Origin of the sequence: Kitasatospora sp. MAA4, assembly GCF_029893355.1 — a bacterium.
GTDB lineage: Bacteria > Actinomycetota > Actinomycetes > Streptomycetales > Streptomycetaceae > Kitasatospora.
Genome location: NZ_JARZAI010000010.1, coordinates 101,463 through 127,193 on the forward strand (window position 1 = coordinate 101,463; position 25,731 = coordinate 127,193).

Annotated in this window: 19 protein-coding genes; 12 read left to right on the forward strand and 7 right to left on the reverse strand. The window is 73.3% G+C overall.

Annotated elements, in window-relative coordinates; translation table 11 throughout:
* The first annotated feature begins 23 nt into the window (after window positions 1–23).
* The 3 genes from P3T37_RS15720 to P3T37_RS15730 all read left to right on the forward strand — a co-directional run bounded on the left by P3T37_RS15720 (window position 24) and on the right by P3T37_RS15730 (window position 2,792).
* Window positions 24–1,202 carry a UDP-N-acetylglucosamine--N-acetylmuramyl-(pentapeptide) pyrophosphoryl-undecaprenol N-acetylglucosamine transferase gene (locus tag P3T37_RS15720; RefSeq protein ID WP_280724260.1) on the forward strand — a complete coding sequence of 393 codons (1,179 nt, stop codon included), beginning with the start codon at window positions 24–26 and terminating at the stop codon, window positions 1,200–1,202.
* A 14-nt stretch (window positions 1,203–1,216) separates the two neighbouring features.
* Window positions 1,217–2,218: an SDR family NAD(P)-dependent oxidoreductase gene (locus P3T37_RS15725; protein WP_280724261.1), complete on the forward strand. Its 1,002-nt coding sequence runs from the start codon at window positions 1,217–1,219 to the stop codon at window positions 2,216–2,218.
* Between the two features lie 124 nt (window positions 2,219–2,342).
* Window positions 2,343–2,792, forward strand: a complete 450-nt coding sequence (locus P3T37_RS15730; protein WP_280724262.1) for a VOC family protein — start codon at window positions 2,343–2,345, stop codon at window positions 2,790–2,792.
* 22 nt (window positions 2,793–2,814) lie between these two features.
* On the opposite strand, the gene P3T37_RS15735 is transcribed toward P3T37_RS15730, so the two are convergent.
* Together P3T37_RS15735 and P3T37_RS15740 are read right to left on the reverse strand one after the other, a co-directional pair.
* Window positions 2,815–3,267 (reverse strand): nucleoside deaminase, encoded by a 453-nt coding sequence (locus tag P3T37_RS15735; protein WP_280724263.1) that lies wholly within the window; start codon window positions 3,265–3,267, stop codon window positions 2,815–2,817.
* 534 nt (window positions 3,268–3,801) lie between these two features.
* The gene (locus P3T37_RS15740) at window positions 3,802–4,203 is read right to left on the reverse strand and encodes a transglycosylase SLT domain-containing protein (RefSeq protein WP_280724264.1); all 402 of its coding nucleotides are present in this window, start codon (window positions 4,201–4,203) and stop codon (window positions 3,802–3,804) included.
* A 479-nt stretch (window positions 4,204–4,682) separates the two neighbouring features.
* Here P3T37_RS15740 and P3T37_RS15745 point away from each other — a divergent pair, with 479 nt between their 5' ends.
* Together P3T37_RS15745 and P3T37_RS15750 are read left to right on the forward strand one after the other, a co-directional pair.
* Window positions 4,683–6,233 (forward strand): ATP-dependent DNA ligase, encoded by a 1,551-nt coding sequence (locus P3T37_RS15745; RefSeq protein WP_280724265.1) that lies wholly within the window; start codon window positions 4,683–4,685, stop codon window positions 6,231–6,233.
* Window positions 6,234–6,404: 171 nt separating this feature from the next.
* A complete protein-coding gene (locus P3T37_RS15750) occupies window positions 6,405–8,507 on the forward strand; it encodes an alpha-galactosidase (protein WP_280724266.1) in 2,103 nt (700 codons plus the stop codon).
* Between the two features lie 7 nt (window positions 8,508–8,514).
* On the opposite strand, the gene P3T37_RS15755 is transcribed toward P3T37_RS15750, so the two are convergent.
* On the reverse strand, window positions 8,515–9,393 hold the full coding sequence (locus tag P3T37_RS15755; protein ID WP_280724267.1) for a HemK/PrmC family methyltransferase: 879 nt from the start codon (window positions 9,391–9,393) through the stop codon (window positions 8,515–8,517).
* 114 nt (window positions 9,394–9,507) lie between these two features.
* On the opposite strand from P3T37_RS15755, the gene P3T37_RS15760 reads away from it, so the two are divergent.
* Window positions 9,508–10,290, forward strand: a complete 783-nt coding sequence (locus tag P3T37_RS15760) for an aminotransferase class IV (protein WP_280724268.1) — start codon at window positions 9,508–9,510, stop codon at window positions 10,288–10,290.
* Between the two features lie 35 nt (window positions 10,291–10,325).
* Window positions 10,326–11,045 carry a 4'-phosphopantetheinyl transferase superfamily protein gene (locus P3T37_RS15765; protein ID WP_280724269.1) on the forward strand — a complete coding sequence of 240 codons (720 nt, stop codon included), beginning with the start codon at window positions 10,326–10,328 and terminating at the stop codon, window positions 11,043–11,045.
* Here the strand turns inward: P3T37_RS15765 and P3T37_RS15770 are convergent.
* The 4 genes from P3T37_RS15770 to P3T37_RS15785 all read right to left on the reverse strand — a co-directional run bounded on the left by P3T37_RS15770 (window position 11,038) and on the right by P3T37_RS15785 (window position 20,582).
* The gene (locus P3T37_RS15770; RefSeq protein WP_280724326.1) at window positions 11,038–11,622 is read right to left on the reverse strand and encodes a PAS domain-containing protein; all 585 of its coding nucleotides are present in this window, start codon (window positions 11,620–11,622) and stop codon (window positions 11,038–11,040) included. The two genes, P3T37_RS15765 and P3T37_RS15770, sit on opposite strands and share 8 nt — an antisense overlap.
* A gap of 372 nt (window positions 11,623–11,994) precedes the next feature.
* Window positions 11,995–14,811, reverse strand: coding sequence for a LuxR family transcriptional regulator (locus tag P3T37_RS15775; protein ID WP_280724270.1), 2,817 nt, complete (start codon window positions 14,809–14,811; stop codon window positions 11,995–11,997).
* Between the two features lie 3 nt (window positions 14,812–14,814).
* Window positions 14,815–17,610, reverse strand: coding sequence for a LuxR family transcriptional regulator (locus P3T37_RS15780; protein ID WP_280724271.1), 2,796 nt, complete (start codon window positions 17,608–17,610; stop codon window positions 14,815–14,817).
* A gap of 86 nt (window positions 17,611–17,696) precedes the next feature.
* Window positions 17,697–20,582 (reverse strand): LuxR family transcriptional regulator, encoded by a 2,886-nt coding sequence (locus P3T37_RS15785; RefSeq protein ID WP_280724273.1) that lies wholly within the window; start codon window positions 20,580–20,582, stop codon window positions 17,697–17,699.
* A gap of 390 nt (window positions 20,583–20,972) precedes the next feature.
* On the opposite strand from P3T37_RS15785, the gene P3T37_RS15790 reads away from it, so the two are divergent.
* From P3T37_RS15790 to P3T37_RS15810, 5 genes are all read left to right on the forward strand, one after another.
* Window positions 20,973–22,349 (forward strand): glycosyltransferase, encoded by a 1,377-nt coding sequence (locus P3T37_RS15790; protein WP_280724274.1) that lies wholly within the window; start codon window positions 20,973–20,975, stop codon window positions 22,347–22,349.
* A 125-nt stretch (window positions 22,350–22,474) separates the two neighbouring features.
* Complete coding sequence (locus tag P3T37_RS15795; RefSeq protein WP_280724275.1) at window positions 22,475–23,533, forward strand: DegT/DnrJ/EryC1/StrS family aminotransferase; 1,059 nt, start codon at window positions 22,475–22,477, stop codon at window positions 23,531–23,533.
* Between the two features lie 30 nt (window positions 23,534–23,563).
* Window positions 23,564–24,751: a cytochrome P450 gene (locus P3T37_RS15800; protein ID WP_280724276.1), complete on the forward strand. Its 1,188-nt coding sequence runs from the start codon at window positions 23,564–23,566 to the stop codon at window positions 24,749–24,751.
* 2 nt (window positions 24,752–24,753) lie between these two features.
* Window positions 24,754–24,948, forward strand: a complete 195-nt coding sequence (locus tag P3T37_RS15805; RefSeq protein ID WP_280724277.1) for a ferredoxin — start codon at window positions 24,754–24,756, stop codon at window positions 24,946–24,948.
* 14 nt (window positions 24,949–24,962) lie between these two features.
* Window positions 24,963–25,721 carry an alpha/beta fold hydrolase gene (locus tag P3T37_RS15810; RefSeq protein ID WP_280724278.1) on the forward strand — a complete coding sequence of 253 codons (759 nt, stop codon included), beginning with the start codon at window positions 24,963–24,965 and terminating at the stop codon, window positions 25,719–25,721.
* The last annotated feature ends 10 nt before the right edge of the window (window positions 25,722–25,731 follow it).

A 25,731-nucleotide genomic window follows, 5' to 3' on the forward strand; every position in this document is an offset into this window, starting at 1 on the left:
GCCCGCTCGCCAGGCTGCGGAGCATGCGGACCGAAGAACCGACAGAACGACGATCCGACCCGCCCACCCTCTCGGTGGTGATCGGCGCCGGTGGCACCGGCGGGCACATCTACCCCGGCCTCGCGCTGGCCGAAGCGCTGCGCCGAGTCGAACCGAGAGCAGTGATCTCGTTTGTGGGCACTGCTCGCGGACTGGAGACCCGACTGATCCCGGAGGCCGGCTACCAGCTGCACACCGTGGACATGATCCCCTTCGACGCGGCGCTCGGCCTGCGCCGCTACCTGCTGCCCGCGGCACTGCTGCGATCCGGGCGCCAGTGCCAGGAGCTGCTGCGGGCCCAGGGCGCCCAGATCGCGGTGGGCATGGGCGGCTACCCGAGCGCCCCGGTGATCGTCGGGGCGAGGCTCGCCGGACTGCCGAGCGTCATCCACGAGTCCAACGCCGTCCCCGGCCGGGCCAACCGCTTCGCGGCCCGGCTCACCCCGCACGTCGCCCTCGCCTTCGACCGGACCCGGGCGCACCTGCCCTCCGGTACCGCCGCCGAGACCGTCGGCATGCCGCTGGTCGGCGCGGTCGCCGCGCTGGACCGAGCGGCACTGCGGGCCGAGGCGCGCCGGGCCTACGGCGTGCCGCCGGGCGCCCGGCTGGTGCTGTTCAACGGCGGCAGCCTCGGCGCGACCCGGCTGACCGAGGCCGCCGTCGCCCTGGCCGAGCGCTGGCGCCACCGCACCGACGTCCACCTGCTGATCAAGACCGGCCCCGCCGCCTACCCCGACGTCCGCGCCCGGCTGGCCGACTCGCCGATCGCCGCGCCGGTGCCCTACCTGGACCGGATGGACCTCGCCTACGCCGCCGCCGACCTGGTGGTCTGCCGGGCGGGCTCGTCGACCGTCGCCGAGCTGTGCACGGTCGGTGTCCCCGCCGTCCTGGTCCCCTATCCGCACGCGCCGCACGACCACCAGACCCACAACGCCCGGGTCCTCTCCGACGCCGGCGCGGGCCTGCTGCTCGCCGACGCCGAGTGCACCGGCGAGCGCCTGGCCGAGCTGGCCGAACCGCTGCTCGCCGACCCGCGGCGGCTGGCCGCGATGGGACAGGCGGCCGACCCCGGCACCCACGCCCAAGCGGCGGACCTGCTCGCGGCCAAGGTGCTGCGCACCGCGGGCCGGCCCGCCCGCACCCCTTTCGAAACCCACGCATGAGCACGGAGGAAGACATGAACACGAACGACGAGCAGTACTGGAACGGCCGCAAGGTCCTGGTCACCGGCGCCGAGGGCTTCATCGGCAGCACCCTGGTGGACCTGCTGGTGGCCCGCGGCGCCCGGGTGCGCGCCCTGGTGCACTACAAGCCGTACGCCGAGCGCGGCTACCTCGCCCGCTACCTGGCGACCGGCGAGGTGGAGATGACGGCCGGCGACGTGCGCGACGCCGGCCGGGTGCTGGACGCGGTGGAGGGCTGCGAGACCGTCTTCCACCTCGCCGCGCTGATCGGCATCCCGTACAGCTACCAGGCGCCCGAGGCGTACGTGCAGACCAACGTGGTGGGCACCCAGAACGTCGCGAGCGCCTGCCTGCGCCACGGCGCCCGCCTGGTGCACACCTCCACCAGCGAGGTCTACGGCACCGCGATCACCGCGCCGATCAGCGAGCAGCACCCCCTGCAACCGCAGTCGCCGTACTCCGCCTCGAAGATCGGCGCGGACATGATGGCGCTCTCCTACCACCACTCCTTCGAGCTGCCCGTCTCGGTGGTGCGCCCCTTCAACACCTACGGCCCGCGCCAGTCCGCCCGCGCGGTGATCCCCGCGATCCTGGCCCAACTGCACTCCGGGGCAACCGAGATCCGGCTCGGATCGCTCACCCCGACCCGGGACTTCACCTACGTGGGCGACACCGCCGAGGGCTTCCTCGCCGTCGCCGCCAGCGACCGGACGCTGGGCGAGGTGGTCAACCTCGGCACCGGCAGCGAGGTCTCCATCGGCGACCTGGCCCACGCCCTGATCGCCGCCTCGGGCCGACCGGCCCGGGTCGTGGTGGACCCGGCCCGGCTGCGCCCGTCCGGCAGCGAGGTCGAGCGGCTGCTCTCGGACAACTCCCGGGCCCGCGAACTGGCCGACTGGAAGCCCCGGGTGGAGCTCGCCGAAGGCCTGGAACGCACCTCGGCCTGGGTCGCCGCCAACCTGGACGCCTTTGCGCCGGACCGCTACCAGGTCTGACGGGGACGACGGCACTGGCTGCGGTCGGCGGCGTTGGCCTCGCCCGGGCGGCCGGGCAGGCGGAGAATGCAAGCGACGCCGCTTCGGCGACAGAGGCAGCGGACCAGGACGCGGAGGAGCCGCCATGACCAGCTCGGCCGTGCCGGGATATCGGACCGGCAAGATCTGCTACCTGGAGATTCCGGCCGTCGACGCCGAACGGTCCGCCGACTTCTACCATCGCGCCTTCGGCTGGGCGGTCCGGCACGACAGCGACGGCCGGGTCGCTTTCGACGACACCGTCGGCGGGGTCAGCGGCCGGTGGGTGGTCGGCCGGGCCCCGGCGACCGAGCCCGGACTGGTGGTGTCGATCATGGTCGCGGACGCGGGCGCCACCGTCGTGGCGATCACCGCCGCCGGCGGCGAGATCGTCCGCCCGGTCGACGAGGACGCCGAGGTGCAGTTCGCCTGGTTCCGCGATCCCGCGGGGAACGTCCTGGGGATCTACCAACAGCCCGGCCTGGCGGCGGCCGAGGCGGATGCGGAGTTGGTCGACATGCCCGAGTCCAGCAAGCCGATGACGAGGTGGTTCTGACCGAGAGTCAGCTGACGCAGGATCAGAGGCCGATGTCCTCGTTCCAGAGGTCGGGGCGGGCCGCGATGAACTCCTGCATCAGGGCGGCGCATTCGGGGTCGTCCAGGATGACGATCTGCACCCCGTGGTCGGCCAGCCAGCCGTGGCCGCCCTCGAAGGTGCGGTTCTCGCCGACGACGACCCGGGATATGCCGAACTGGCGGACCAGGCCGCTGCAGTACCAGCACGGCGACAGGGTCGTCACCATCGTGGTTCCGCGGTACGAGCGCCGGCGCCCGGCCGCGCGGAAGGCGGCGGTCTCCGCGTGCATCGACGGATCGCCGTCCTGCACGCGGCGGTTGCGGCCGCGGCCGAGCAGGGTGGCGCCGTCGGGCCCGTAGAGCGCGGCCCCGATCGGGATGCCGCCCTCGGCGAGGCCCGCGCGTGCCTCCTCGACCGCGGTCCGGAGCATCAGGCGATCCGCTTCCAGGGACATGACCTCAGTCTTCCCCGGATCCTGTCGGTCGGCTCAGCCGAAGTTGAGACTGGACGCGCTGGTACGGCCCTGACAGTGGTACCGCGGTACCAGCCGGGGGTGGAGGTGCACCCCGGGGTACTACGGTTCGCGGTTGTGCGGCACCTAGCGTGGTGAGTGGACGGCCGGGGTCCGGCGGTCCGGGAACCACCACCGGAGCTCTGCGGAGGTCGGCATGAGGACCGTCAATCGAGTCGTACGGGCTGATCGCGGCGTGGTGCACGCCGAGTGGGCGAAGCGGACGGGGTGGGCGGCCACGCCGCGGTGCGGCTGCGGTGCCTGTTCCCGTGCCGCGCTGGTGCGGGCGTGGGCGCCGTGGTGGTCGTCCGGGAAGGGATGAAGAAAGGGGCTCGGCGCGCTGACGCGTGCCGAGCCCCTTCCGTTCTTCGCCCCGGGAGCCCCTGTCCGACGCCCGGGGCGCCTCAGGAGTGGCTTGGGGGGACAGGACGACCGTACCTATCGCCGCGGACTACTGCCCGCGGCGGTGAGGGCCGATCAGTACCAGTGGTGGTTCTGCCAGAACGCCCAGGCAGCGTTCGGGCTGCCGTAACGGGAGTTCATGTAGTCCAGGCCCCACTTGATCTGGGTGGCGGGGTTGGTCCTCCAGTCCGCGCCGGCCGAGGCCATCTTGGAACCGGGCAGCGCCTGGACCAGGCCGTACGCGCCGGAGGAGGCGTTGGTGGCCGAGACGTTCCAGCTGCTCTCGTGCGAGACGATCTGCTCGAACGAGGCCAGCTGGTTGGCCGGCACGATCTGCGCGGCGATGGCCTGCGCGGAGGAGGCCGGGGTGGCGGCACTGGCGACGGCGGGGGCGACCACGCTGCCGAGGGTGGCGATACCGGCGGCGGAGGCGAGCAGCGCGACCGAAGTGCGCAGACGGGTGGAGAAAATTCGCATGGAGAAGTAAGCCTCAATCGGTTGGCTGCGCTCCCGTCCACCAGGACCAGCGGCCGGACAGGGGCCGAAGGATCGGGACGGGGCGCGGGGCGCCTCATGGAGCGAGGGCCTGAACGGGCGCCGCAGCGTGACAGGTTGCTGCGGCGTCTGACGACTTCGCCATTGTTAGCGGGCCGCTCGCCAGCTGCCAAGACCCGTTGTTACGACGCTCGGTCGTAGTAAACATCGGATTTCCGGTGGTTCTGGAGCTCGCCGGGGAGGGCACTCTGGGTGTTCTAAACCTTCTAATCTGGTGCATTTCGGACATTTTTTTGAGCTCTGGCAGGTTTGGAACCCGGTAGCACCCCGCACGGGCACCCGCCGCGACCCCGAACCCCCCAGCTGCGGGGTCGGCCAGCAGCGGACCGTGAGAACGATCAACTACCGGGGATCGTAGGTCTCCAAGGGCGTGTGAGCACGCTCACCGTCAGAATGGGCGCATGCTGCTGCAACAGGTCGCCGCCGCCTCCCGGGCGACGGCTGCGGAGCCGGCCCGCACGGCGAAAACCGCCCTGCTCGCCGAGCTGCTGCGCGGTCTGCCACCCGCTGATCTGCACGCGGCGGTGCTGCTGCTCTCCGGGGAGTCCCGCCGGCTGCGGATCGGGGTGGGCCCGGCGACGCTGCCCGAGCTGCCGCCGCCGGCCGAGCGCGCACAGCTCGGCATCGCCGAGACCGAGGCAGCGCTGCTCGCCGTCGCAGGCGTCCACGGACCCGGCTCGCAGCCCGAGCGCCGCCGGCTGCTGACCCTCCTCTTCTCCCGCGCCACGGCGGACGAGCAGGACTTCCTGCGCCGGGTGCTGGGTGGCGACCTGCGCCAGGGCGCGCTGGACGCCGTACTGGGGGACGCCGTCGCCGCGGCGGCGGGCGTCCCGGCCGCGGACGTCCGGCGGGCACTGATGTTCCGCGGCTCGGCGGCGGCGGTCGCCCGGGCCGCGCTGGAGGGAGGTACCCCGGCGCTGCGCGCGTTCGGCCTGGAGGTCGGGCACCCGGTCCGGCCGATGCTCGCCGCCGCCGCGCCGGACGTCGCGAGCGCGCTGGAGCGGATCAGCCCCGCCGCGCTGGAGTGGAAGCTCGACGGGATCCGGGTCCAGGTGCACCGCGACGGCGGGCGGGTCAGCGTGCACACCCGCAGCCTGGACGACATCACCGCCCGCGTCCCGGAAGTGGTCGAGGCGGCACTCGGCCTGCCGGTGCGCTCGGCCGTCCTGGACGGCGAGGCCATCGCGCTGGGCGCGGACAGTCGGCCGCGGCCCTTCCAGGTCACCGCCGCCCGCACCGCCTCGCAGCGCGACGCCGAGGCGCTGCGCGCCGAAGTCCCGCTCAGCGTCTTCTTCTTCGACCTCCTGCACCGCGACGGCCGCACCCTGCTCGACCTGCCCGGGGAGCAGCGGTTCGCGGAGCTGGCCGAGGCCGTCCCGCCGGAGCTGCGGGTGCCGCGGCTGGTGACGGACGACCGCGGCGAGGCCGAGGCCTTCTTCCGCGACGCGCTGGCGCACGGCCACGAGGGCGTCGTCGTCAAGGACCCCGGCGCCCGGTACGCGGCCGGGCGCCGGGGAGCCGGGTGGATCAAGGTCAAGCCCCGGCACACCCTGGATCTGGTGGTGCTGGCCGCCGAGTGGGGCAGCGGGCGGCGCCGGGGGTGGCTGAGCAACCTGCACCTGGGAGCCCGGCGGGACGGCGCGGGCGGGCTGGCCGAGGGCACCGGCGAGTGGGTGATGCTGGGCAAGACCTTCAAGGGGCTCACGGACGAGATGCTCGCCTTCCAGACCCGCGAGCTGCTGCTGCGCGAGGTCGGGCGGGACGCCCGGACCGTGCGGGTGCGGCCGGAGCTGGTGGTGGAGGTCGCCTTCGACGGGCTGCAGCGCAGCCCCCGCTACCCGGCCGGGCTGGCGCTGCGCTTCGCCCGGGTGCTGCGCTATCGCACGGACAAGACGGCGCAGGAGGCCGACACCATCACGGCCGTCCGGGCACTGGCGCCGGCGGACCTGTAGAGGCGAACGCAATCCATCACGAATCAACATCGTCGCGCACAGGGACTGTTGATGTGTGACATGTGCCATTACGCTGCAACGCACGACAGCCCCTTGCCGGTCAGGGTTTCGCACCGGGCGAGGGCTCGCGTCCGCGCTGTTCGTTTTTGTTCCCACCCCCCGGAGTCGTCCTTGCGCGCATCACGAAGAATCCGCCGCCTGCCCAGCGTCCTGCTGACGCTGGCCCTGACCGTCCCCGGGCTCGCCGTCAGCGTCGGGGCGGGTGCCCTGGTGGCGGCGACCCCGGCCGCCGCCCTGGACAACGGGACCGCGCTCACGCCGCCGATGGGCTGGAACTCCTGGAACAGCCTGGGGACGGGCGTCACCGAGCAGCAGGTCTCCGACACCATCGACTACATGTCGGCCAACGGCCTGGTGGCGGCGGGCTACAACACCGTGACGATCGACGACGGCTGGTCGCTCTCGCACCGCAGCGACCAGAGCACCGACCTGGTGAAGAACGCGTACAACGCCATGCAGTTGTACGACGGCAACGGCAACCCGGTGCTCGGCACCGACGGCACCGGCAACGACCCGACGTCGGGCCACCTGGTCCCCAGCCCGGACCGCTTCCCGAGCCAGGTCGTCAACGGGCAGACCGTGAACGGCATCCAGTACCTGGCCTGGTACGCGCACAGCAAGGGCATGAAGTTCGGCCTCTACGGCACCGACACCTACACCACCTGCCAGGGCCACCCCGGCAGCCTGGGCCACGAGAGCACCGACGCCACCGACTTCGTGTCCTGGGGCGTCGACTACGTCAAGTACGACGACTGCCCCTACGGCCCGCAGATCGTCGGACCGGACGGGCACAACTACTACACGCAGGGCGAGGGCAAGGAACTCACCGAGTCCATGTACGCCCGGGTGCAGACCTTCCAGAAGGATCTGGACGCCGCCTCCGCCGCGCAGGGCCGCCCGAAGGTGGTGATGAGCGTCTCGGCGCAGCCCGTGCACAGCGGCGTCCCGTACCTGCTCAACGCGAACGACCCGGCCCGCACCGACCCGGTGATCCTGGCCGCCGGCACCCCGCAGTACAGCTCCCCCGGCTACGCCCCCACCGGCACCTGGTGCGGCCAGGTCGCCAACCTCTGCCGGATCGGCGGCGACCGCGACAGCGAGATCAGCGGCGTCCTCTACAACGGGCAGCTGCAGACCGCGCTGCTGGACTCGGGCAACGTGCGGCCGGGCAGCTGGAACGACATGGACATGATGTTCACCGGCTGGAACGACCCGTACGGCGTGTACGGCGTCACCGACAACGACGTCCGTGCCAAGTCGTTCACCGACGACGAGTCGCGCACCGAGGTGTCGATCCTGTCGATGATGGCCTCGCCGCTGATCTCCGGCGCCGACCTGCGCACCGCCGCGCAGTCCCAGCACAGCTACAACGGCGTCAACTGGTCCACCGGCATCAACGCCGACTCGTTGGCGATCTACAAGAACGCCGGCGTGATCGCGGTCGACCAGGACGCTCTGACCAAGCCCGCCACCCTGGTCGGCAGCGCGCCCAACTCGCCGACCGCGCCCGTCGTTCTCAAGCGCCAGCTGGCCAACGGTGACACCGCTGTCCTCCTGATCAACCAGGACCCGGCCAACAGCCAGACCGTCGGCACCAGCCTCGGCGCGCTCGGTCTGACCGGGCCCGGCTACAACGCCAAGGAGCTGTGGAGCGGCACCTCCGCCAACGTCACCGCCTCCGCCGGCGGCACCCTCAGCGCCTCGCTGGCCCCGAGCGCCGTGGCCATGTACCGGCTCAGCGCGCTGCCCAGCACGATCCCCGCCACCGTCGTCGGCGACGGCAGGTACCACAGCATCAGCGCCGGTGGCACCGGCGGCCAGGTGCTGGAGGTCGCCGGCACCTGTAGCGCCGCGCTCGGCGCCAACGCCGACGTCAACGCCTGGGACCCGACGCACACCTCCGAGCAGTGGACCTTCACCGCCAATCCCGACGGAACCGTCCGGATCAGCGACAACTGCAACACCGGCACGCAGGTCCACACCGTCCTCGCCGGCGGCGGCGGAGTCGGCAGCGCCTACCTGCTGAACTACTCGGCAGGCAACCCCTGGCAGGAGTGGCGGGTCGTACAGAACACCGCGACCGGCGCGCTGGGCATCACCAACGTCGGCACCGGCCTGGCGCTGGACGCCTCCGGCACCGCCGCCGGCTCCACGGCGGTGACCGACCCGGCCAACGCGGCCGCGCCCGGCCAGTCCTGGACGCTGAAATCCTGACGCAGCATCAATGAGGGCTCTGGACGCGGACGGCGACGGTGTAGAGCGGATAGCCGTAGCGGTCCTGGTGTCCGCGGACGGCGTCGAAGCGCTCGTCGGCGGTGAGCAGCGCCGCGACCGACTCGGCGTGCAGATGGCCGTGTTCGAGGACGAGGCTGCCGCCGGGCGCCAGCAGCCGGCCCGCGGTGTGCACGGTCTGGCGGATCACGCGCAGGCCGTCAGGGCCGCCGAAGACCGCCAGTTGCGGCTGGTGGACCCCGAACTCCGGTGGGAGCTGGGCCTCGTCGGGCATGAAGGGCGGGTTGGCCAGCACCAGGTGCACGGTGGCGTCCAGTGCGGACAGCAGGTCGGGGTCGGCGAGGTCGGCCTCGTGCAGGACGATCGGGGTGTCCCCGAGGGCGGTGCGCCGCGCGCTGTTGCGGCGGGCGAACGCGAGCGCGTGCGGGTCGCAGTCCACCGCGTGCACGGTGGCCTCGGGCCGCCGGTGGGCCACCGCCAGTGCGAGCGCCCCGGATCCGGTGCCGAGGTCGACCACCAGCGGGGCCGCGAGGTGCTCGGTGGTGCGAAGGCCATGGTCGAGCAGCGCCTCACTCTGCGCCCGGGGCACGAACACCCCGGGCCCGACCTCCACCTCGATGCCGCCGAGCGCGGCCACCCCCGTGAGGTGGCCCAGCGGCACCCCCTCGGCCCGCTGGCCCAGCAGGTCGGCGAAGCGGGCGGCCGCCGCTTCGCCGGGTCGGCCGTTCGGGGCGAGTGCCGCCGGGTCCGCGCCGAAGACGTGAGCCGCCAGAGCCTCCGCCTCCTGCCGGGGCGCGATCACGTTTCCCGTGCCGACGAGAACCTGGATCGCGTCCTCGATGTGCTCTGTGAAGGTTGTCGGCTGCATGGCGGGCCCTTCTGCTTGCTCGTCGCGCCCCGCGTTCGCGGCGTCGCGAGGCCACATCATGCAGCGAAAACGCTGGGGAAAACCCGAGACTTTCCCGCTGTCACAATGGCGGCCATGGCTACCGTCAACGGAGTACCGGCGTCCCTGGACGCGCTGCAGACCCTGGCCCTGATGAACTACGGGCACTTCACCACCATGCTGGTGACCGACGGCGCGGTGCGCGGCCTCTCGCTGCACCTGGAGCGCCTGGTCCGCGACTGCCAGGCCGTGTTCGGGGCGCGGCTCGACCCCGAGCGGGTGCGCGGGTACCTGCGCCGGGAGGTCGGCGTGCGGCCCGGCACCCTCACCGCGCGCGTCACCGTCTTCGATCCGGCGCTCGAGCTGCTGCGCCCCGGCGCGGACGCGGACCCGGTGGTCCTGATCACCACCCGCGCCGCCGCCGGCTCCACCCCGCCGCCGCTGACGGCGAAGAGCTTCACCTTCAGCCGCGACCACGCGGCGGTCAAGCACGTCGGGCTCTACAGCCAGGTCCGGCTGCGCAGGGAGGCGCAGTTGGCCGGCTTCGACGACGCGCTGCTGGTCGAGCGCGACGGCCGGATCGCGGAGGGCAGCACCTGGAACATCGGCTTCGTGGACGGGCGCGGCCAGGTGCGCTGGCCGCAGGCGGACGTGCTGCCCGGGATCACCATGCGCCTGCTCAAGGAAGCGAGCGGGGGCGACGTCACGGTTCCCGTCCCGATCGGTGAACTGCCCTCGATGCGCGCCGCCTTCGCCACCAACACCTCGATCGGCGTCCGCACGGTCAGCGCCGTCGACGCGGTGGGGTTCCCGGGGGACGAGGCGGTGCTCGACGAACTTCGCGCACGGTATGCCGCGGTCCCGTACGACATTCTGTAAGGAATCCACCAGTGGTGGATCCATAGACTGCGCTGGTGATCGAACGCATTCTTCCGTCCGGAGTGGTGAGTTCCGAGTCCTTCGGCGATCCGGCGCAGGTGCGGCTGCATCCCAGGGAGGCCCTGGTCGTCCGGGACGCCGTGGAGTCGCGGCGCCGCGAGTTCGCCACCGGACGCTGGTGCGCCCGCCGCTCGCTGGCCGAACTCGGGCTGCCGCCCGATCCGTTGCTGCCCGGTCCGCGCGGGGCACCGCGCTGGCCCGACTCCGTCGTCGGGAGCATCACGCACTGCGTCGGCTACCGGGCGGCGGCCGTCGCGCGCTCGGAGCGGATCAGCATGATCGGCATCGACGCCGAGCCGCACTCCGCCCTGCCCGAGGGGATCCTGGAGACCGTATCGCTGCGCGAGGAGCGGCTCTGGGTACGGCAGTTGGGGAGAAGCGCGCCGGGGACGCACTGGGACCGGCTGCTGTTCAGTCTCAAGGAGGCGGTGTACAAGGCGTGGTCCCCCGCCACCGCCCGTCCGCTCGGCTTCGAGGACGCCAGGATCACCGTCGATCCGGCCGCCGCGACCTTCGAGGCCCACCTCCTGGTGCCCTCACCGCTGTTGCGCCACGGCCGGCCGCTGCACCGGCTGCGCGGCCGCTGGCTGATCAGCGGCGGGCTGGTGCTGTGCGCCATCGCCGAGCCCGCCGGCGCGGACCTGCCGTCCGGTCAACCCCCGTCGGCAGCAGGCCCGTTGGGCATCGCTACTTGACGTAGTCCGGGACCACCTTGGGCGGCCAGACGCCGACCTTGAGCACGCCCATCGAGTAGGCCCGGGAGACCAGCGCGGCCCGGTTGGGGACCCGGAGCTTACGCAGCAGGCAGGTCACGTGGTACTCGACGCCCTGCCGGCTCAGGTAGAGCCTGGCCGCCAGCGGGACGGTGGAGACGCCGGCGGCTATCCCCTCCAGGATCCGCGCGTCTATCTCGCTGAGGATCTTCTTGCGGCTGCTGGCGACCCCCGCGCCCGCGGCGGGCGCGCCGTCCTCCTGAGCGGTCATCATCACCAGGATCGCGGTGACGTCCGGTGAGCCGTCCCGCACGGCAACGGCCGCCAGCGGCACGGTGAATGCCGTGTCGTCGGCTCCCACCGCGATCACCTCGGTGGCGAAGCGGTCGCGCCGGCCCTCCAGCAGGCCGGAGAACTGGCGCTGCAACGGCTGCTGGACGCTGGGGTGCACCAGGTCGCTGAAGGTACGTCCGCACAGCTCCACCGAGGAGCGGCCGAACCTGCGGAAGAACTCCTGGTTCGCCTGCTGGATGGTCAGCGACCGGTCCAGGCAGGCCATGTCCAGGTCGGGCCGCCCGACCTGCCCTGCGCCCTGCGCCGTTCCGCCGGGCTCCTGTGCCAGCGCCTGCGCCAGATCGACCAGTTCGGGAGCGAAAATCGTCAAGGAACTCATTCTCCTCATGACATTGGGCTGCTCGGAAACGAGCCTTCGCGACATCGTCACCCGTGGCTGGGAATCCGCTCTTCGGGTGAGGTCTGTAATTAACCCTAGATAGGTTGAGGCAAGGTGGTCAATGCCACTCGGGCCGCCACCGCCAACCCCGTGGTCGCCCGCCCCGGGGGTTCGGTCCGTACCGCGGGGTTCGGTGGTTCGGTACGGTACGGTCCGACGTCCGTGCAGGTCAGAGCCCAGCTGAAGGAGGAACCGAGGTCAGACGACGGCGGGATCGGAGCCCTTCCAGAGCGCCACGAACTCACGCCGGCCAGGGGTCCCGAGTTTCCGGTAGGAATTCGTCAGGTGCTTTTCCACCGCGCGCGAACTCACCCCGAGTTCGCCGGCGATCTCCTGGTTGGTCAGCCCCCGGGTGACCAGCGCCGCAACCCGGGACTCGGTCGGCGTCAGCAGGGCCTCGGGCGCGGCGCCGCCGGGCGCGCCGGGCGCCTCCTCGCCGGCCGGAGCGCCGCGTTCCGTCCGCCAGGGGGCCGCACAGGCGCGGGCCAGCACGGCGGCCTCCCGCAGGACCGCCTGCGCCTGCCCGCCGTCGCCCAGCCGCCTGCCCAACGCTCGCAGGGTGCGGGCGAGTTCGAGCTCGTTGGCGGAGCCGCGCAGCACCTCGACCGCCTCGCGCAGCAGCGCGGTGCCCGGCTCGCCGCTCAGCAGTGCGCCGTGCAGCCGCAGCGCGCGGCCCACCGCGGCGGGCGCGCCCCAGGCGGTGGCGCGCCCGTGCTCCTCCTCGGCGAGCACCAGCGCCGAGCGGGTGTCACCGAGTCGGCGGTAGAGCCCGATCGCCCAGGGGCGCCAGGGGAACAGCAGGGAGTTGTGCCAGCCCGCCGCCTCGAACGTCCGGCCGCCGGCGAGCACGGTGTCCAGCGCGTCGCTCCAGTGGCCGCGCTGCGCCTGGGCCGCGCCCTCCAGCAGCCGTCGCAGTCCGGTGGAGATCAGACCGGCCGGCTGGTGGCGGCCCAGGTGGCAGAGCACCCGCTCGGTGAACATCGGGTCGCGCACCTCCAGGGCCACGGCGCACAGTGCGGCGGTGGCGATGTCCCCGGCCTCCTGCCAGTCGGCCGGGCCCAGGTCGAAGGCGGACTCCACATGCTCGCGAGCGGGTGCCAGCCGCCCGAGGCCGACGAACACCAGCGCGCGTTCGGCGTGCACCAGCGCGTCGACGGCGGCGCCGCTGTGCCGGCGGGTCTGCTCCTCCGTCGCGTGCCAGGAGCACAGCGTGCGCAGCGAGTCCGCGCCAAGGAAGCCCAGCGCCAGTAGCGGCAGCACCGAACGGGACCGGGCGGAGGTCGCCGGTTCGCGTTCCAGGATCCGGTTGGCGTGCCGGGCGACCTCGGCGGCCGGCACGCCGGCGCTGAGCGTCGCGGCGTTGAGCAGCACGGCCAGCAGCTCGCGCTCGGCGCCCGAGCACACCGCCGGCTCCTCGCCGAGCCGGCGCAGGCGCTCGACGGCGTCGGCCAGTTCGGCCGCGTCCTCGCGGGCGGAGTGCCGCAGCCGCGCCTCCAGCCGCAGTCCCACGTCGCGGGCCGAGCCCCTGAGCTGGTCGGGGCAGCCGAGCTCCTCGGCGGCCCGGCGCAGCAGGTCCACGGCCGAGGGCGGCAGCGTGCCCAGGAAGCCCGGGAAGATCCGCAGTGCGGCGGCGGCCCGGTCCCTGGCCGTGCTCAGCAGCGGGATCGCCTGCGAGATGTGCCGCTCGCAGGCCGAGGTGTCGAAGGAGCGCTCGGCGGTGGCCAGGTCGATGAGCAGCCGGGCCCGGTCCTCGCCCTGCTCGGAGCTGTCCAGCAGCGCGCGGCGCAGGTAGCGGGCGGCGACGTCGGGCGCGCCGCGGCGGACCGCGGTGTCGGCGGCGGTCCGCAGCACGGCCGCCGACCAGGGCATGCTGGAGGTGGCGACGGCCATCAGCTGGGCTGCGACCTGCTCGGCGGGACGGCCCGCCTGGTAGAGCCGGGTCGCCGCGGACTCGTGCCAGTACTGGCGCTGCGCCACGGTCATCGAGGACTCCACCGCGTCCTGGACGACGCGGTGGACGAAGCGCGGTTCGCCCGCGTCGGCCAGCAGCCCCAACTGGTGCAGGCCGCGCAGCGCTTGCTCGGTGCCGATCTCGTCGAGTCCGGCCAGCCGGGCGATCAGCACGGGGTCGCCGTGCTCGCCGAGGGTGGCGATCGCCGCCGCGAGGTCGCGCACGGGTGTGGACTGGGCGCGCAGCGAGTTCGCCAGACGCTCCCTGAGCTGACGGGGGCGCAGCGAGCGGGCCGCCTGGGCCCGGTCGGCGGTCGGGCGGTGGCCGCCGACCGCCAGGCCCACCAGGACCGCGAGCAGGAAGACCGGGTTGCCCGCCGAGATCTCGTGGCAGGCGCGGACGAACTCCTCCTCCCCCGGTTCGCCGAACTTCAGGCGCACCATCGTGCGCACGGCCGCAGGCGACAGCGGCTGGGGGCGCAGCACCAGGGTCGAGCTGTCCACCACCTCGCGCACCAGCGGGTCCTGGGCCCGCGGGTCGCCGTCGCGCACGGTGCAGACCAGCACCACCCGCAGGCCGTTCAGGCGCTTGCCCAGGTAGGCCAGCCAGCGCAGCGAGGAGGTGTCCGCCCAGTGCAGGTCGTCCAGCAGGATCAGCAGCGGCGCGTCCGCGCTCACCCGCGCCAGCAGCGAGCGCAGATCGTGCAGGACCGCCTCGCAGGCGCAGTCGGGGCTCTCCTCGTCGGGCAGGGCGTCGTCGGCGAAGACCAGCCGGGCGGAGCCGGCGTCGCGCAGCCAGCGCTCGCGGTCCTCCGCGGGGGCCACCGCCAGCAGGCTGTCGAAGAGTTGGCGCACCACGCCGAAGGCGAAGTCCTGTTCCATCGGCGCCGCGCCGGCACGCAGCACGTACACCTCCTGGCCGGCGTAGCCGGGCAGCTCCTGGAGCAGCGCCGAGCGGCCGATGCCCAGCGGGCCGGTCAGCAGGATCTGCGCGGACCTGCCCGCCGCGGCGTCCCGCAGCGCCTCTGCGACCTGCGCCGTCTCCGAAACGCGTTCAAGCAGCATCCGTCAGCGTCCTTCCATCGCGCGTACCAGTGCCGACAGTTCCTGGCGGCCACCGATACGAAGCTTCTTGTACGTGCGGCTCAGCCGGAGTTCGACCGTGCGCCGCGACACCGACAGCATGTCGGCGATGTGCTGGTTGCTGTGGCCGTTGCCGGCCAGCGCCGCGGTGTGCCGCTCGGTGTGCGGCAGGGCGGCCCAGAGGGCGGACACGGCGGGCGCGGCGGCCGAGGGCAGCTCCAGCTCCTCGGCCAGCAGGCGCGCCCGTTCTGCCATCGGGCCGGCGGGCTGGGTGGTGGTGAGCGTGCTGAGCCGGGCCAGCGAGGCCGCGGCGGCGCACCGGTCGCCCTCCCCGGCGGCCAGCTCGGCGGCCGCCAGCTCCGCCAGTGCACGCGCGTAGACCATCCCGAAGGGAGCGCCCTGCAACGTACGAACGGCCTCCCGGGCGCCCAGCAGCCGCTGGCGGCCGGCCATCCGGCCGACCGTCAGCTCGGCCCAGCCCAGCGCGCTCGGCGCTCCCCACTGCCGGGCGAAGGCCAGCTCCTCGCGGCTCAGCCGCACCGCCTCCTCCTGCTCGCCGACCGCCTGGGCCGCCAGCGCGGCCATCGAACGCCAGGGCAGGACCGCGGGGTTGACGTGGTGACGGCTGAGCAGCCGGCGCCCGCACTCGCGCAGCAGCTCCCCCGCCCGCGCCGGGTCGCCGTCGGAGGCGGCCACCATCGCCCGGGCGAAGAGCAGGTGCGCCCAGTGCATCCGCTCCTCGCTGCCGGGCGGAGTCTGCACTGCGGCCAGCGCCCGCGCGCTGTCCGGTCGGCCGCTCTCCAGCTCCAGCACGATCCGCACCGCCCGCAGGTGCAGCAGGGTCGGGTCGGCGCCGCCGGGCACCGGCAGCGTCCGGGCGGCGGCGGCCAGATCCTGCTCGGCGGCGCCGATCCGGCCGGCCCTCAGGTGCAGTTCGGCGCGCACGGCCAGCACCTGCGCGACGCCGACGTCCAGGTGGTCGCCGCGCAGCTCGGTGAGCAGCGCGCCCAGCCCCGCCTCGGCCTCCTCGTAGTCGTCGCTCAGACACAGCGCCCGGCAGGCGGCCAGCCGGGCCCGGACCGGCGTGCGGCGGGCCGCCTGCCGCGACAGCGCCCGGCGGGCCAGCTCCCGTACGGTACTCAGCGCGCTGCCGCGCACGGCCAACTCCCAGGCGCGCACGCCGGCCTGGGCCGGGCAGGTGGGGGTGTCGGGCAGCGCGGGCACCTCGGGCGAGATCAGCTCGCAGTCGTCGCGCCGGGAGTGGTCGGCCGACCAGAACAGGGCGATCAGGTTGTCCCGTTCGGCGCCGCGCGCCTGGGGCAGGACGTCGGCGACCGCGCGGCACATCCGGTCGGCGTCGCCCAGGGTCAGCCCGAGGTCGATGGCGCGGACCCGGAGCTCGGCGTGGCCGCCGGGATCGCGGACCAGCGCGTCGAGCAGGCGCCGGCCGGCCTCGGGAGCGGTGACCAGCTCGACGGCGGCCAGCTCGAAGGTCAGCTGGGCGCGCAGGGCCGGCGCCAGCGGCTCGTGCAGGGCCCGGGCGAGGTAGCCGACCGCCAGCCGGTGGTCGCCGCGCCGGATCGCGGCCAGCGAGCTGCGGTGCAGGGCGAGGACCGCCCAGGGCGCGCCGAGCGGCCGGGTGCAGAGCAGCAGGTCGGCCACGGCGCGGTCGTCCGCGGCCGCGCGGTGGGCGAGTTCGGCGGCGCGGGCGTGCAGCTCGGCGCGTTCCTGGAGGCTCATCTCCGCCAGCACCCTGGCCCTGGCCACCGGATCCACCCGCAGGCCGCTCGCAGTGGCCACCGCGATACCGGTCGCCACCAGTTCCGCACGCAGCCGCAGCTCGCCCAGCGAGGTGGACCCGGCCAGCGTGCAGGCCATCGGCAGGTCCAGCAGGGGTCCGCCGACGGCCAGCGCGCGGACGGTGGCGACGGTCAGCGGGCACAGCCCGCGCAGCGCCCACAGGACGCGCTCGCCGGCGACCCGCGCGGCGATCGCGCGCAGCTGCGCCACCTGCCCCGCGACCGGCCGGTGCCCCTCGCGGACGAAGGTGGCGAGCGCGTCGCGCAGCACCGCGGGGCTGCCGCCGGTGGCCTTCCAGGCCGCCGCGCTGAAGGCCGCCTCGCCCCTTTCGCCGCAGGCCAGTTCGACCGTGCGGGCGACCTCGCAGCGGCCCAGCGGCGCGAGCACCAGCTCGTGGGCGATCGCCGGGGCCGGCGAGGTGAGGCTCAGCCAGTCCGGGCCGCCGGCCGACAGGCCGCTGCCCGCCGCCAGCAGCGCCAGCGGCACGCCGCGCGAGCGGCGCAGCAGCGCCTGAAGCCAGCGCAGCGAGTGCGGGTCGAGCCACTGGGCGTCCTCGAGGGCCAGCAGGGTCGGCCGCTCCCGGGCGGCGCCGAGCAGTTCGGCCAGGCCCGGGTGCCGGCCGCCGCGCTGCGGGGCGGCCAGCGCCCGCACCGCCGCCTGCGCCAACCCGTCCAGCGGCGACAGGAGTTGGGCGGCCACCCCGTGCCGCAGGCCGGCCTCCACCGAGCTGGCCCGGGCGCGCAGCACCCGCACCCCGAGTGCCTCGGCGCGCGAAGTGGCCTGGCGCAGCAGGGCGTTCTGCCCGAAGCCGGGCCGGCCGGTCACGGTGGCCACGGCGGGGCGGCCCGCGCCGAGCGCGTCCACCACCGAGGCCAGCACGGCCCGTTCGGGCTCGCGGTGGTGCAGGGCGGGATCGGCGGAGCTTTCACGGGGGTTTTCACGGGGGTTTTCAGGGCAGTTGAACGCAAGAGGCAGATGCATGGTCATACCAGGTCTTCGGGTCGCCGTCCGGTCCGTTCACCGCGGACCTCGTCGTTGAGGTCCGCGCCGCAGTCCTCGGGTCGGCGTCAGGGCACCCGTGCGAGGGCTCGCCCGGCGGGGGCGGCCGGGTTGTGCAGCGCCGAGGCCAGGCCCACTCGTCGGCTGACGCCCAGTTTGCGGTACACGCTGGTCAGATGGGTCTCCACGGTCCGTACGGTGACGAAGAGCGAGGTCGCGATCTGGCGGTTGCTGGCTCCCGCCACCGCCAGGTCCGCGACCCTGCGTTCGGTGTCGGTGAGGATGTCGGCCCGGGAGGCGGTGATCTCGCGCATCCGCCCACCGGCGGTGATCAGCCGACGCCGGGCGGTCCGGGCCAGCGCGAGCGCGCCGCAGCTGCGCGCCAGGTCCGCGGCGACCCGCAGGTGCTCGCGCGCGCCACGCTGGTCGCCCGTCGCCAACAGCGCGCGGCCCATCACGAGTTCGGCCCTGGCGTGGTCGCCCCGGGCGGGTGAGGAGGACAGCAGCTCGACCGCCTCGGTGAGCAACTCGACGCCCGGCGCGCCGGGCGTGATCGCGCCGCGTGCCAGCGCCGCGAGCCCCAGCGCCCGGGCGCTGCCCCAGCGGCGGGCCAGCTCGCCGCCGTGGGCCGCCGCCTCCAGGGCCTCGTCGGTGCGGCCCAGCACCGCCAGGATCCGGGAGGCGCCGATCCACCAGGGAGCGAAGACCGGGTTGGCGAGACCGGCCTGCGCCTGCGCCCGCCCGCTCTCCTGGAGCAGGCGCAGGGCCGTGCCGCCGTCGCCGGCGGCCCAGCGCAGCCGGGCCCTGGCCGTCAGGTGGAGGTGGTACTCCAGGCAGGCGCCGTCCGGGGCGGGCGGCTCGATCCCGTCGAGCAGCTCCTCGGCGCGCTCCAGCTCGCCGCGCTCGGTCAGCACCGAGGCCAGCGCCAGCCGGGGCATCGGCGAGGGGGCGCCACCGCCGTGGCCGTCCTCGGGGAGGGCGGCCACGGCGGCCCGGGCGTCCGCGAGGGCGTCGGGGATCCGGCCGAGGCCGCGCAGCACCAGGGCCCGCTGGGAGAGCGCGAGCGCGCGCGTCCAGGAGGGGCCGCCGCCCTCGCCGCCGCCCTCGCCGCGGGCCAGGACGCGGTTCAGGGCGCCGAGCGCGCCCTCGCTCTCGTCGGCCAGGCCGAGGGCCAGGGCGGCGGTGATCAGCGATCCGCCGCTCGGCGCCGCGCCCGGCGTGTCCGTGACGCCGCGGGCGTGGTCGACCGTGCGGCGGATCGAGCAGCCGTCCAGGGCGGTCAGCAGCGCGGCCAGGGCCGCGCCGTCGTGCCGCATCGCGAGGTCCGGGAAGCTCGCGGGCAGGCGGGCCAGACGCACCCGGACCGGGGCCGCCGCCGCCCCGCTGTGGGCGCACTCGACGAGCAGCCGGGCCGCCTCCAGACGGTTGGTCAGCTCCCGGTGGGCGGCGTCCGGGCCGGGCAGGCGCGCGGCCCGGAGCGCGTCCAGTGCCTCGTCCAGCACCCGTACGGCGGCAAAGGTGCCCTGCACGGCCAGCGAGGTCGTCGCGTGCTGCACCGCGAACCGGGCCCTGGTGCGGACGTCGGTGGCCGCGTCGAGCGCGCCGCGCAGCTGGGCGAGCGCCGCGAAGGGGTCCGCCTCGGCCTGCGCGACGGCGAGTCGCAGCCGCGCCGGGACGTCGCCGGGTTCGGCCTCCAGCACCCGGTGCAGGTAGCGGACGGCCGTGTCGGGGGCGCTGCGGCCGTCGGCCGGCTCGGCCGCGGCGCGCAGCAGCGTCACCATCCAGGGCTCGGGCGTTCCGGGCAGCAGCAGCAGGTGGGCGGCGACCTCCTCGGCCGGGCGGCCGGCGTCACTGAGCAACAGGGCGGCCCGGGCCCGTAGTTCGGCGAGCCGGTCGGCGTCGACCGTGTCGAGCACGGCCCGGCGCACCGCCTGGTGCGCCAGGGCCGGCCGGTCGGGGGCCACCGCCTCGGCGCGGCGCAGTACGGTCAGCGCGTCCTCGACCAGCATGCCGCTGACGCCGGCCAGGGCGCCGAGGTGCACCACGGAGTCCTCGCCGAGCACCGCGATCGCGACGGCCACGTCCCGGACCCAGGGGGCCTGGGTGTCGAGCAGCTCGGGCACCGCGCGGGCGACCAGCAGCCCGCCGATCCCGGCGACCCGCGAGGCGCCCTCGGCGTCCGGTGACACGCCGTCACGGCGCAGCTCGCGCAGCAGGGAGACGGCAGTGCCGGGGTTGCCGCCGGAGACCGCCGCCAGCCGCTCGGTGAACGCGGGGTCGACCGGGCCGGGGAAGACCTGCCGGGCGATGCACCCGATGTCGGCGCCGCTCAGCGGGCCGAGCGCGAGAGTGGTCGCCAGGTGCTGGGCGCAGAGGCCGGCCCAGGCCTCGGCCGCGACGGGTTCGGCCTCGGTGCGGTGGGCGAGCACCACGAGCAGTGGCAGCTCGCCTGCCCGCCGCAGCAGGAAGTCCAGCCAGCGCAGCGAGTGTTCGTCGCACGCGTGGGCGTCGTCCAGGACCAGGGCGACCGGGCGCCGCGCCGTCAGATGCCGCACCAGGCTGTACAGACCGTGCAGGACGGGGTAGGCCGAGGCGGCGTCGACCGGCTGCCCGCCGTCGGCGGCGGGCAGCAGCGCGGGCAGGGCGTGCCGGGCGCTGCCGCGCAGCAGCGGATGCGTGTCGTGCCCGTCGGGGCCGGACAGGCCCAGCGGGCGCAGCAGTGCCCGCACACCGGCGTAGGCCGTCGGATCGGCGCTCCCCCCGGACGCCGATCCGTGCAGCACGGTCATATCGCGGCACTGCGGGCCCGCCAGGAATTCCCGCAGGAGACCGGTCCGGCCCATCCCGGCGGGACCGGAGAGCAGCACCAGGCCCGGCCGGCCGCCGCGGGCGGCCAGGGCGCGGCCGTTCAGGACCTCCAGCTCGTCGGCACGGCCGGTAAACGCCCCGGGCAATCCGGGGATATCAGCCCGATCCAGCAAGGAACCCCCCTCGCATGACGAAAACTACCGGAGCAGTGTTCGGAGATCATTTTCCCGCAACAAATCCAGGATGAACAGAATGATTCAGAATTGATACGGCCGAGTGTACCCGCAGGCCGCTCGCCCGTCCGTCAGAGAACCATTAAGAACACCTTACCTGCCTACCCGGCCCGACGGCAGGCCAATCTCTCGATTCGGAAGCAGGGGACATAAGCGGACAGACCGTGGCAAACCTTCCGGGAGTCTAAGGATTTCCCGGCGCGGACCGTGAGACCAAGAAGTCGTGCAACCAACAGACCCGCCCATGACCGGGCGCCGGACCGGCTTCGGCACCCTCAGCAGCCATCTCCCGGAGGGACCGCGATGACTTCCGCGCCACGGCCGATCCTTTTCGTCAGCCTTCCGGAAAGCGGCCTCGTCAACCCGCTGCTCGTGCTCGCGACCGAGCTCTCCCGGCGCGGCGTGCCCGACCTGTGGTTCGCCACGGACGATCCTCGCCGCGCGGACGTGCAGGCCCTCGCGGTCGGCAGCCCCGTCGAGTTCGCCTCGCTCGGCGAGGTGACCCCCGAGCTGTCGGCGGTCAGCTGGAGCGACGAGGTCTACCGCGAGGTCACCCAGTCCTCGCGCTTCAAGGCCCACCGGGCGGTCATCCGACAGTCGTACAAACCCGCCCTCCAGGCCGAGAAATACCGGGCCCTCGAATCCGTGGTGGACAAGGTGCGGCCGGCTCTCATGGTGATCGAGTGCATGAGTTCCTTTGCGATCGACCTGGCACTGACCCGGCAGATCCCTTTCGTGCTCAGCGTTCCGTTCGTGCCGAGCAACGTGCTCACCTCGTACAACCCGTTCGGCAGGTCCTACACCCCGCAGAATTTCCCCGTCCCGCACTCCGGGCTGCCCTACCCGATGAATTTCGCGCAGCGCATGAGCAACCGGCTGTTCAAGTTCCGGACGCTCGCCATGTTCTTCAACCCGGCGATGGGAAAAGTCCTCTCGGAGGACAACAGGATTCGCCGGGAACTCAACCTCCCGGCGCCCGACATGATGACCAGGATCGACCGGGCCGAAATGGTCCTGTGCAATTCCGTCGCGGAGCTGGACTATCCGTTCGAGATTCCGGAGAAAATGAAGCTGGTCGGCGCGATGACGCCGCCGCTGCCGGAGGCCGGGGCGGACGACGAGCTGGCCCGATGGCTGGACGCCCAGAGCTCGGTGGTCTACATGGGGTTCGGCACGATCACCCGGCTCACCCGGGCCGAGGTCGGCTCGCTGGTGGAGGTCGCCCGCCGGCTGGAGGGCCGGCACCAGCTCCTGTGGAAGCTGCCCAAGGAGCAGCAGCACCTGCTGCCGCCGCGCGAGACGCTGCCGGGCAACCTGCGGATCGAGAGCTGGGTGCCCTCGCAGCTGGACGTGCTGGCCCACCCGAGCGTGGAACTGTTCTTCACCCACGGCGGCGGCAACGGCTTCCACGAGGGCCTGTTCTTCGGCAAGCCGCTGGTGGTGCGGCCGCTCTGGGTGGACTGCTTCGACCAGGCCGTCCGGGGCCGCGATCTCGGCGTCAGCCTGACCCTGGACCGGCCGCAGGAAATGGACCCCGACGACGTGGTGGAAAAACTCACCCGGGTACTGGGAGATCCCTCGTTCCGTCAGCGGGCGTCCCGGTTCGCGCAGTTGCAGGAGGCGGCGGGTGGGCGAAGGGCCGCGGCGGATCTCCTGCTCGGCCTCCCAGCCCTGACATGACAAACCCTGACATGACAAAGCCCGCCGCCCCGATGGCTCACACCTCGATGCCATACAACCCGATTTCGCCGGACAAATCCGGAAGTGGCCGGCAGCGAACTGGCCAGCGACAGAGCGAGGATGGAATGTCGTTCAGGTACCCCGTTTCCCGGCCGAGTCTCGACGGACGGGAACTGGAATATGTCACCGGCACGATCGGCGACGGCTGGATCTCCTCCCAGGGGCCGTACGTCCAGCGGTTCGAGAAGGCCTTCGCGCAGTACAACGGAAGCGCGCACGGCGTCGCCTGCTCCTCCGGCACAGCGGCCCTGACGCTGGCTCTGCGGGCGCTGGGCATCGGCCCCGGCGACGAGGTGATCGTCCCCGAGTTCACCATGATCGCCTCGGCCTGGGCCGTCACCTACACCGGCGCGACGCCGGTCTTCGTCGACTGCGCGGACGACCTGAACATGGACGTCGCGCGGATCGAGGAGAAGATCACGCCCCGGACGAAGGCGATCATGCCCGTCCACGTGTACGGGCGGCGGTGCGACATGGACGCGATCATGGACCTCGCGTTCCAGTACAACCTGCGGGTGGTGGAGGACTCCGCCGAGGCGCACGGCGTCCGGCCGGTGGGCGACATCGCCTGCTACTCGCTCTTCGCCAACAAGATCATCACGGCCGGCGAGGGCGGCATCTGCCTCACCGACGACCCCCGCCTGGCCGGCCAGCTGGCCCACCTGCGGGCGATGGCCTTCACCACCGACCACAGCTTCGTGCACAAGAAGCTCGCCTACAACTTCCGCATGACGGCCATGCAGGCGGCCGTCGCACTGGCCCAGGTGGAGCGGCTCGACGAGATCCTGGCCGCCCGCAAGGAGATCGAGCGGCGCTACGACGAGGGGCTGGCGGACGTCCCCGGCGTCACCCTGATGCCGGCCCGCGACGTGCTGTGGATGTACGACCTGCGCGCCGAGCGGCGCGAGGAGCTGCGCGCGTACCTGACCCGCGAGGGCATCGAGACGCGGCTGTTCTTCAAGCCGATGAGCCGTCAGCCCGGCTACCTGGACCCGGTCTGGCCCTCGCTCAACGCCAACCGGTTCGCCGAGGACGGGCTCTACCTGCCGACGTACACCGGGCTGACCGCCGCCGACCAGGAGTACATCACCGGGAAGGTCCGCGCCTTCTACGGCGCGGTCTGAGCCGCAACCATCGAGAGAGACGTGGAAGACATGACGAGCAGCGAACCCCCTGTGGTCGACTTCCCGCTGCGCAGGCCAGGTGAGGCCTTCCCGCCTCCCCGCTACCAGGACTACCGGGGGCGCGAGGGGCTCGTGGTCTCCTACCTGCCCAACGGGAACAAGGCCTGGCTGGTCACCCGGCACGAGGACGTCCGGGCCGTGCTGACCAGCCGGAAGATCAGCTCCAACCCCGACCACCCGGGCTTCCCCAACATCAGCGACACCATGGGCGTGCCGCGCCAGGAGCAGATCCCGGGCTGGTTCGTCGGTCTCGACTCGCCCGAGCACGACCGCTTCCGCAAGGCGCTGATCCCGGAGTTCACCGTCCGCCGGGTGCGCGAGATGCGTCCGGCGATCGAGCGCACGGTGGAGATGCGGATCGACGCGATGCTGGCCGCGGGCGACCGTGCCGACCTGGTCGCGGACTTCGCGCTCCCGGTGCCCTCGCTGGTGATCTCCTCGCTGCTCGGCGTGCCGCCGGCCGACCGGGAGTTCTTCGAGTCGCGCACCCGCACCCTGGTGGCCATCCGCGCCTCGACCGACCAGCAGCGCGACACCGCCACCAAGGAACTGCTGCGCTACATCAACCGCCTGGTGGCCATCAAGGTGCAGTGGCCCGGCGACGACCTGATCAGCCGGCTGCTGGCCACCGGCACGCTCGATGCCCAGGAGCTGCCGGGGGTGCTGATCCTGCTGCTGATCGCGGGTCACGAGACCACCGCCAACAACATCGCGCTCGGGGTGATGACGCTGCTGCAGAACCCGCAGTGGATCGGCGACGACCGCGCCGTCGAGGAGAGCCTGCGGTTCCACTCGGTCGCCGACCTGGTGTCGCTGCGGGTGGCGATCGAGGACGTGGAGATCTCCGGGCAGCTGGTACGGGCGGGCGAGGGCATCATCCCGCTGGTCGCCGCCGCCAACCACGACACCTCCGCCTTCGCCTGCCCGCACCTCTTCGACCCGGCGCGCGCCGAGCGCCAGCACGTGGCGTTCGGCTACGGCGTGCACCAGTGCCTGGGCCAGAACCTGGTCCGGGTCGAGATGGAGATCGCCTACCGCAAGCTCTTCGAGCGGATCCCGAGCCTGCGGCTCGCGGTGCCGGTCGAGGAGCTGCCCTTCAAGTACGACGGTGTGCTGTGCGGCCTGCACGAGCTGCCGGTGAGCTGGCAGGAGAGCTGATCATGCATGTCACCGTGGCCGCCGACCGCTGCGTCGGCGCGGGCCAGTGCGTCCTCAACGCGCCGGAGGTGTTCGACCAGGGCGACGACGGGCTGGTCACCGTCCTGCGCGAGCGGCCGGCCCCCGAGGAGGCCGCCGCCGTCCGGCTGGCCGGCACGCTCTGCCCCTCGCGCTCCATCACCATCCATCAGGACTGAGAGGACCGGCTCCCTTGACCATCGCCAGTGCCCTGTGGCTGCGACGCTTCCACCCGGCCCCCGACAGCCCCGTCCGGCTGGTGTGCTTCCCGCACGCCGGCGGCTCCGCCCCCTTCTTCCACCCCGTCTCGGCGCACTTCGCCCCCCGGGTGGACGTGATCTCCCTTCAGTACCCCGGACGGCAGGACCGGCGGCGCGAGCCCTGCGTCGAGTCCCTGCACACGCTGGCCGACCTGGTCACCGACGAGCTGCTCACCCTGGACGAGCGGCCCACCGTCTTCTTCGGCCACAGCATGGGCGCCACGCTGGCCTTCGAGACGGCCTGGCGACTGGAGCAGAAGGGCCGGTGCGCGCCGAAGGCGGTCATCGCCTCCGGGCGGCGCGGCCCCTCGACCACCCGGCTGGAGACCGTGCACCACCGCGACGACGACGGCATCCTCAGCGAGCTGCGCCTGCTCAACGGCACGAACCCGCAGCTGCTGGGCGACGAGGAGATCGTCCGGATGGCGATGCCGGCGATCCGCGGCGACTACCGCGCGATCGAGAGCTACCGCTGCGAGGCCGACCGCCGGCTGCGCTGCCCGATCACCGTGCTGACCGGCGAGTCCGACCCCCGCACCTCGCTCGCCGAGGCGCAGGCCTGGAGCGTCCACACCGAGGGCGCGTTCCGGCTGGAGGTGTTCAGCGGCGGCCACTTCTTCATCGCCGACCACCAGGCCGCGGTGAACCGGGAGATCTCGCGCGAACTCGGCCTGGAACTCGGCCTGGAATGAGGGACTCCGC